This window comes from Pseudomonas sp. NFACC08-1 (assembly GCF_900106735.1).
Taxonomy (GTDB): domain Bacteria; phylum Pseudomonadota; class Gammaproteobacteria; order Pseudomonadales; family Pseudomonadaceae; genus Aquipseudomonas; species Aquipseudomonas fluorescens_Q.
On the sequence record NZ_FNNL01000020.1, the window covers coordinates 82811 to 92106 of the forward strand.

Annotated in this window: 2 protein-coding genes; both read left to right on the top strand. The window is 62.5% G+C overall.

Annotation, left to right across the window (positions count from 1 at the left end; genetic code table 11):
• Positions 1–443 precede the first annotated feature (443 nt).
• Positions 444–7496 carry a two-partner secretion domain-containing protein gene (locus BLU76_RS28305; RefSeq protein WP_092225394.1) on the top strand — a complete coding sequence of 2351 codons (7053 nt, stop codon included), beginning with the start codon at positions 444–446 and terminating at the stop codon, positions 7494–7496.
• Between the two features lie 96 nt (positions 7497–7592).
• A complete protein-coding gene (locus BLU76_RS28310; protein WP_218190253.1) occupies positions 7593–9257 on the top strand; it encodes a ShlB/FhaC/HecB family hemolysin secretion/activation protein in 1665 nt (554 codons plus the stop codon).
• The last annotated feature ends 39 nt before the right edge of the window (positions 9258–9296 follow it).

Below are 9296 nucleotides of genomic sequence, written 5' to 3' on the forward strand. Positions count from 1 at the left end.
CCGAAATGGACAATCACCCCCCACCATCCGATCGTTCCCACGCTCTGCTGGGAATGCATCCCGTGACGCTCTGCGTCGCCACCGGAAGCGGAACGCGGAGCGTCCCTGGCGGCATTCCCACGCCGAGTGTGAGGAACAATCGAACGCTGCCGAACTTCCGGTCGAAATGGGAGCGTTCCAGCATAGCTCGCCCACGAAGGCGACCAGCCTCCACCCGATGCACGTTACCCACCCATCGTGAAAAAAGTTCATTCGATCCCTTCAATCAAAAGCCGCGGGCGCTCAAGCAAAAGCGCGATCGGCAAGCCGCAGAGATGATGGCGAGGAGCATTGTGGGATTTTCAAGCCGTCATCCGTCCGGATGCGGTTTTCCATTGATTTGTCGACGCGAACCGCCTGGTCGTCATGGCACGACCCGTCGTATTAAGGATGAGTGAACAAAAATGAATAGAGTTTACCGAGTCGTCTGGAATGCCGTGATGGGCGCGTGGCAGGTAGCATCCGAGTTGGTCAAGAGTCACGGCAAAGACAAAAGCCGTACATCGCTCAGTCTCGTCATCGGCGTAGGCGGCAGTGTCTTCGCCTCGGTCGCCGCGGCGGGGGCGTTGCCTTCCGGCGGCAACATCGTGGCGGGTAACGGCAGCATTCATCAGAACGGCAACAACATGGCCATTCATCAGGGCAGCGATAAGCTCGCGATTGACTGGCAAAGCTTCTCCATCGGCAAAGGCAACACCGTCCAGTTCGTCCAGCCGGGCGCGGCGTCTGTCGCATTGAACCGTGTGTTGGGCTCGGATGTATCGGTGATTCAGGGCGCGCTGAAAGCCAACGGCCAGGTGTTCCTGGTCAACCCCAACGGCGTCCTGTTCACACCCAGTGCTCAGGTTGATGTAGGCGGCCTGGTCGCGTCCACGCTCAACATGACCACGGAAGACTTCCTCGCGGGCAACTACCGTTTCAGTGGCACCAGCGCCGCCTCGGTGGTCAACCAGGGCAACATCAATGCCGCGCAAGGCGGCACCATTGCCCTGATCGCCGCAAAAATCGTCAACGAAGGCAACATCACCGCGAACAAGGGTAATGTGCTGCTGGGCGCCGGCAGTGTCGTGACGCTCGATCTGGGCGGGCCGGTACAGTTGGAAGTGAAAGAAGGTGCGCTTCAAGCGCTGATCGAAAACGGCGGCGCCATTCGTGCCGATGCCGGCCGGATCCTGCTGACCGCCCGTGCGGCGGAAACCCTGGCGAGCACGGTGATCAACAACACCGGTTTGATCGAAGCCCGTTCCCTGGATATCGGTGAAAACGGCGTGGTGACGCTGATGGGGGATCAGGGCGGTGTGCAAGTCGCCGGGCGAATCGATGTGTCCTCCGATACCGGTAAGGGCGGCAAGATTGTCGTGACCGGTGAGCGTGTCGCGATCAACGGCGGCGCTGAGCTCGACGCCACCGGCGCCAAGGGCGGCGGCGACATTTATGTGGGCGGTAGCTGGCAAGGCAAGGACCCGGCGATCAAACAGGCCAGCCAGACCACCATCGCCGCCGGTGCCGTGCTCGATGCATCGGCGACCGACAACGGCAAGGGCGGTACCGTGGTGGCCTGGTCGGATACCAAGAAGCCGGGCAGCGTGACGCGGGTGGATGGCACGCTGAAAGCCACCGGCGGTGCCAAGGGCGGCGACGGCGGCAAGATCGAGACCAGCGGTGCCAAGTTGGCGGTGAGCAAAGCCGCCGATGCTTCGGCCAAGAACGGCAAGGGTGGCTTGTGGTTGCTCGACCCGGACAGTGTCACCGTGGGGCCGGGTAATGGAGGGCTGACGGGCGGCGCCAACGGCCAAGCCGCCACGGTCGGTTTCGACGCGATCGACACCGCCCTGGCCGGCGGCACCGATGTGGCAATCAAGGCCGACAATACCATTCACTGGAACGGCGACTACACACCGCAGAGCGTCAGCGGTGACCGGACGCTGACGTTGCAGTCGGGACACGACGACGGCGCAACAGGCCGTTATGTCTTCGGCAATATCTTCCTCAACGGTGACATCGACGCCAGCGGCGCAGGCAATGGCAACAGCCTGGCGTTGATTCTCAACGGCAAAATCGCGCTCAACACCGACGTCAGTTTGAAGAGCAACGGCGGAAATGTCGTATTTGCCGGCGTGGTGGACTCCGATGCGGTGGCCAACAACCGCCAACTGCGCGTCGATGCCGGTTCTGGCTCGATCATCTTCAGCGACATGGTCGGCGGTAACAGCGCGCTGGGCGCCCTGTATGCGACCACCAGTGGCACCGGCAAGACGTTTATCAACGGCGCAAAAGTCTTCACCCGCGGCGAGCAGGTCTACACCGGTGCGGTTGAGCTGGGCACTTCACAATTCCTGAACGCCGACTTCGAAAATGGCCTGGTCGGTTGGAAGACGTCCATCGACCAGTTCTTCACGGGCGTCACCGTGGTGGATGGCGTGGTCTCGCCGAATGATCCGACGTTGCCGACGACCTCGCCAACGAACGGCAATGCGCCGAGCGTTTCCCCTGGCGACCAGGGCGACATGAATTACAAACCCCTCACTCCGGTCGCTGCCGTTGGCCAAGGCGAGGATGGCGGCGCCGCGCTGCTGCTGGGGACCGAGAATACCTCCAACTGCCTCAACGCCCCCGCCGGCTGCATCATGCGTGGCCCTTCGGTCGTGAGCGAGGGCACGGTCTCCCTGGCCGCCGGGGAAAAGGTCAGCTTCGATTACAAACCGGTCGCGGGCGGCGATACCTACGATGTCTTCGGCTACCTGTTGAACGTCAATACCGGCGAATACCAGATCATCCTGAATGAAACGGGTAACGGCACGGGGGCGGTGAACTGGCAAAGCCACACGGCTACGGCGGACAAGGCCGGCACGTACAAATTCGTCTTCGTCTCGGGCAGTTTCGACCAGACCGCCGGCAAGCAGGTCGGTGGCTCGCTGTACGTTGACAACATCAAGACCGACACCTCGGGCAGCAAGGGCCTGCAAGGCAGTTCCATTACGTTCAATGGCAGCCTCAACAGCACCGACAACAACCTGGCCATCAAGGCGGACGACATCAACTTCAACGGCGGCGTCGGCAGTGTCACCGGCAATGGGAACATCACCCTTGAGACCAACACGCCGAGCAAAGACATCGCAGTGGGCGGCAGCACGGGCGATGCCCCCGGTTCGTTGGAACTGACCGGCACCGACATCGGCGCACTGGGCGACGGGTTCACCTCCGTCAACATCGGCGGCGCAGACATGACCGGTGACATCAACATCATCGAAGCGACCCGCATCAACGACAACCTCGTCCTCAATGCCGGCACCGGCAATATCCATATCAATGACCAATTGACCGTGGCCGACGCCCCGGGCACTGGTAACGATGACACCAAGCCGGCCCCCGTCCTGGTGTTGCAGAGCAACGGTGGCAAGGTCGACCAGACCGCCGGTGGTGCCCTTGTCGCCGATGGCCTGGTGTTGCTGGGTGACGGCGCTACCCATGATCTCGACAACGCGGCCAACGACGTCAACACCATCTCCAGCGACACCGGCACGGTCAGCTTTGCCGATGTCGATGACCTGACCGTCGGCGTTGTAACCATTCCCGATAGCCAGACCCCGACAAACCCGCAAGGCGTGCCGGTCGCCGGCATGACCCAGACCGGTGACCTGAACCTTGTCGCGGACAAGCTCACGGTCGGCCAGGCCCTGCTCACCCAGGGCGATACGAGCCTGACCGCCGACGAAATCGATCTCGCCGCGAGCGTTTCCGGTAGTGGCAGTCTCACCCTGCAGCAGAAGACCGATGGCCTGGACATCCACCTGGGTGGCAGCGACGACCCGGAGGTGACCGGGCCTAACGATCCGTTGGTGCTGTCCGACGCTGACCTGGCCAACATCCAGGATGGCTTCGACAAGGTCGTCATCGGCAACGACAAGACGCGCAACATCACCGTCGACGATGAAGGCGCGACGTTCAAGGACGATCTGGCCCTGGTCGCCAACGGCGTCCTGGATTTGCTGGGCGATCTGATGCTCAAGGATCCCGAAGGCACCGACGAAGACGGCACCACCGGCAAGGGACTGACGCTGAGCGTCGACGCGGGCAAAGGTGCGACTCAGGGAACTGACGCGACCATTACCGCAGACGAATTGGCCTTGCGTGGCGAAGGTGACTTCCAACTGGGCAAGGGCGGGCATGACGTGGGTGTCATTGCCGCCGATGTCGGCAGCCTGGCATTTGCCGGCAATGGCAACCTGACGGTGGGCACCGTGGACGGTACCGTGGGGATTACCTCCGATGAGGCGGTCACCCTGAAAACCGATCACGACCTGACGTTGGTAAAAGGCATCACCATAGAAAACGGTCCTCGAGACGATGCCAGCCAGGGCCAGACCCGTGCCGACGACATCATCACCTTGGAAGTGGCGGGCAACACTACCCAGTCCGGCGACGCCGGGGCCAAGCTGGATGCCAGCGGCCTGGTGCTGCTGGGCGGCAATTACGCGCTGGGCAACACCGGCAACGTGATTGGCGACATCGCCAGCGCGGCGGGCAAGGTCCAATTCAACAACAGCGCAGACCTCAAGGTGGGTTCGCTGACCGCGACCCATGCCGACGGCACGCAGACAACCATCACCGGGGTGAACAACACCGGCGATGTGAGCATCGGCACCCAAGGTAACTTGGCGATCAACGAAGGACTGGCCACCAGCGGCAATGTGTTCCTCAATGTCGATGGCAAGACCACCCAGGATGGCAACGGCAACATCACCGCCGACGGCCTGGCCCTCAACGGTGGCGACTTCGAGTTGCGCAACAATGGCAACGTGGTGGGCGACATCGCCAGCGAGGCGGGCAAGGTCGCCTTCAACAACACCGGCAATCTGAAGGTCGGCACGCTGACCGAAACCGATGGCAACGGCAACGTGGTGAAAGTCACCACTGGTGTGAATAACACCGGCGACGTCAGCATCGGTACCCAAGGTGACTTGGCGATCAACGAAGGACTGGCCACCAGCGGCAACGTGTTCCTCAATGTCGACGGCAAGACCACCCAGGATGGCAACGGCAACATCACCGCCGACGGCCTGGCCCTCAACGGTGGCGACTTCGAGTTGCGCAACAATGGCAACGTGGTGGGTGACATCGCCAGCGAGGCGGGCAAGGTCGCTTTCAACAACACCGGTAACCTGAAGGTCGGCACGCTGACTGAAACCGACGGCAACGGCAATGTGGTGAAGGTCATCACCGGGGTGAATAACACTGGCGACGTCAGCATCGGCACCCAAGGTGACTTGGCGATCAACGAGGCACTGGCCACCCGCGGCAATGTGTTCCTGAACATCGGCGGCAAGACCACCCAGGACGCCAACGGCAACATCACCGCCGACGGCCTGGCCCTCAACGGTGGCGACTTCGAGTTGCGCAACAACGGTAACGTGGTGGGCGACATCGCCAGTGACGCGGGCAAGGTCGCCTTCAACAACACCGGCAACCTGAAAGTCGGCACGCTGACCGAAACCGATGGCAGCGGCAACGTGGTCAAGGTCACCACTGGTGTGAATAACACTGGTGACGTCAGCATCGGTACTCAAGGTGACTTGGCGATCAACGAAGGGCTGGCCACCAGCGGCAATGTGTTCCTCAATGTCGATGGCAAGACCACCCAGGATGCCAACGGCAACATCACCGCCGACGGCCTGGCCCTCAACGGTGGCGACTTCGAGTTGCGCAACCGTGGCAACGTGGTGGGTGACATCGCCAGCGAGGCGGGCAAGGTCGCCTTTAACAACACCGGCAACCTGAAAGTCGGCACGCTGACCGAAACCGACGGCAACGGCAATGTGATCAAGGTCACCACTGGTGTGAATAACACTGGTGACGTCAGCATCGGCACCCAAGGTGACTTGGCGATCAACGAAGGGCTGGCCACCAGCGGCAATGTGTTCCTCAATGTCGACGGCAAGACCACCCAGGATGGCAACGGCAATATCACCGCCGACGGCCTGGCCCTCAATGGCGGCGACTTCGAGTTGCGCAACAACGGCAACGTGGTGGGTGATATCGCCAGCGAGGCGGGCAAGGTCGCCTTCAACAACACCGGCAACCTGAAAGTCGGCACGCTGACCGAAACCGACGGCAACGGCAACGTGGTCAAGGTCACCACTGGTGTGAATAACACCGGGGACGTCAGCATCGGTACTCAAGGTGACTTGGCGATCAACGAAGCCCTGGCTACCAGCGGCAATGTGTTCCTGAACATCAGCGGCAAGACCACCCAGGATGCCAACGGCAATATCACCGCCGATGGCCTGGCGCTCAAGGGCGGGAATTTCGATCTGCGCAACGCCAGCAACTGGGTCGGCGATATCGCCAGCCGAGCGAAGGATGTCAGCTTCGTCAATCGGGCCGACGTCACCGTCGGCAGGCTGACCGAGACGGCACTGGACGGTACCCGGCTGGATCAGATCGTCGGTATCGGCAACACCGGCAAAGTCCAGGTCGTGACGACCACCGGCAACATCACCCTGGCCGAGAACGTCAGCACCACCAGCAATGCCGCCGATGCGATCGTGCTCAACGCCGGTCAATCCGCTTCGGCGGGCGTGGCTGCGGGCGGTGACGTGAAGGCCGACGCGGGCGTGACGGTGTCGACCGGCGCCGGCGGCCGGGCGGTGATCTACACCGGCAGTCTCGCTGGCAGTACCGGTGTGGTGGATGTGGTCGGCAGTGGCAGCGGCAATTTCCGCTACAACAGTGACGAGCAACAGAGCAATTTCGGCAGGGCCCTGGGCAACACGGGCGTTCATGCCGTTTACCGCGAGCAGCCCGTCCTGGTGGTGTCCACCAACGGCGCGACCACCCAGACCAAGGTGTTCGATGGCCAGACCACGTTCAACGGCGGCGGTATCGCCGGTTATGACGCCAACGGCCTGTGGAACGGCGACACCAAGCCGATGCTCGGCAACCCTCTGTATTCGGTCGGCACTCAAGGCCCGGGTTCGCACCTGATCAACATCGGCGGGCTGGCTGACCTCGGTTACCTGATCGTGAGCAGTCCGGCCAACGCCAATCTCACCGTGACGCCGTCGATTGATTATGACGCCGTCCGGCAGAGCGTCGCCGATGCGACACGCGTCGGCGCAGAGGTGAGTTCGCCCCATGCACCGGAGCTCAACCCGTCCCAGGCGAAACCGGTCGACTGGTCAGATCGCGGAGTCGATGACGGCGGCCTGTTGCTGGTGGACCAGGGCGGCACGCGTGCCAACGGGAATGCGGGCGACGGCGCGGGCAACGCCCTGGCGCAAGGCGACAGCGATTCGGCTGCCCAGGCCGAGGACACCGCCAGCGAGCGGGAACTGGCCGGGAACGTCTGCGCCGATGGCGGCGTATCCGAAGGCGGCGCCTGTGCGGCCTACCCGCCGCAGACCGTGTTCGTCGTGCGCGGCGGCGTGCGCTTGCCGGGCCTGGCCATGCGTCCCTGATCCCTGACATCCACCTTTTCATTTGAAGGAACCCTTGGCCACGTCCCCGGACGTGGCCAAGGGCTCAGGCAACCCGAATTATTCGAGATTGATTCCATGCATAACAAACTGATGTCCTGCGCGGCTGGTCTGGCGTTGTTGTCCACTTCCCCGGCTTGGGCGGCGACCCTGCCGGCACGCCCGATTCCCGACGCCGGCCGTATCCTCCAGGAACTGCCGATTCCGCAGCAGGAATTGCCGCAAAGCATTCGCCTGGATGTGGAAGCACCGCTACCGGAGCAGGAAAAAGTCGGCGGCGCCAAGGTCCAGCTCAACGCCGTCCATTTCACCGACAACACGCGCATCGACGAGGCCAGCCTGCAGCGTGTCGTCGCCCCGGCTATCGGTCGAGCCCATGACCTGGACGAGCTGCGGGAAGTGGCCCGGCAGGTCACGCTTTATTACCGTGAGCAGGGTTACCCGTTCGCACGTGCCTATTTGCCGGCCCAACGCATGGCCAACGGGGAACTGACCATCGCGGTGATCGAAGGCCGTTATGGGAAAGTCACCGCCACCAACGACGATGCGAAACTGGCCGCGCAGGCGCAGCCGTTCCTGGGTGACCTGCAACCGGGCGACGTGATCGAGCGTGATCGGCTGGAGCGCAGCATATTGGTGCTTTCGGACTTGCCGGGGGTGGCTGTTCGTCCGGTGATCCGGCCAGGTGAGGCACTCGGCACGGGCGATCTCGATGCCAAAGTGAGCAAGACCGAGGCCTTCGAGGGCAAGGCCACCCTGGACAACCATGGCAATCGTTATTCGGGGCGCAATCGCCTGACGGTACAAGGCGACTGGAACAGCCCGCTGATGCTGGGCGACCGGCTCAGCGCCGCGGTGATGGCCACCGATGAAGACTTGTATTTCGGCAGCCTCGGCTACTCGATGCCATTGGGCACCTCTGGCCTGCGTGGCAACGTGGGTTATGCCCAGAGCGCCTATGACCTGGGCGCGGAATTCGCCGACCTGGGGGCCACCGGTACCGCTGAGGTCAGCAGCATCGGCTTGAGCTACCCGCTCCTGCGCAGCAACCAGGCGAACCTCATGTTGGCTGGGCAGTACCAGCACAAGGAGCTCGAGGATAAGTACGAAGTGCTGGGCCTCAGTTTTGAAAAAAGCAGCAACACGCTGCCCATCAGTTTGCAATTTGACGTGAGGGACACGGTATTGGGCGGCGGCATCACCTACGGCGGCGCGACGCTGACCTTCGGTGACCTGAAACTGGATTCGGCCCTGCGCGAGGGCGACCGCCAGACCGCCCAGACCGAGGGCAACTTCAGCAAAGTGAACGTCGACCTCGCCCGTCTGCAAGCGCTGCCGGCCAACTTCACGCTCTTCGCCCGTTTCCTCGGCCAGTGGAGCAACGACAACCTCGACTCCTCCGAGGACTTCAGCCTCGGCGGCATCGATGGCGTACGGGCTTATCCGCAAAGCGAAGGTTCGGGCGACGAAGGCATGCTGACCCAGATCGAGCTTCGTTACCCAATCGACAAGCTCACGCCCTACCTGTTCTGGGACGCCGGCAAGGTGCGCATCAACCACAACGAGTGGGCCGATGAGGAAAACACCCGCAGCATCTCCGGCGGCGGTGTGGGCCTGCGCGCTCAATACGGCCAACTCTCCTTCGACGCAACAGTCGCCTGGCGTCACTCCGGCGGCGAAGCGCAGAGCGATACGCGCCAGGAAAACCCGCAACTGCTCGCGCAGATCGGTTACTCGTTCTGATCGATTACCGCGCATTTAAGGAGCTCAACAACCCGTGGC

Excerpts from the sequence above, each read along its gene's own strand:
- BLU76_RS28305 (WP_092225394.1), top strand. The coding sequence starts at position 444 with ATGAATAGAGTTTACCGAGTCGTCTGGAATGCCGTGATGGGCGCGTGG.
- BLU76_RS28310 (WP_218190253.1), top strand. The coding sequence starts at position 7,593 with ATGCATAACAAACTGATGTCCTGCGCGGCTGGTCTGGCGTTGTTGTCC.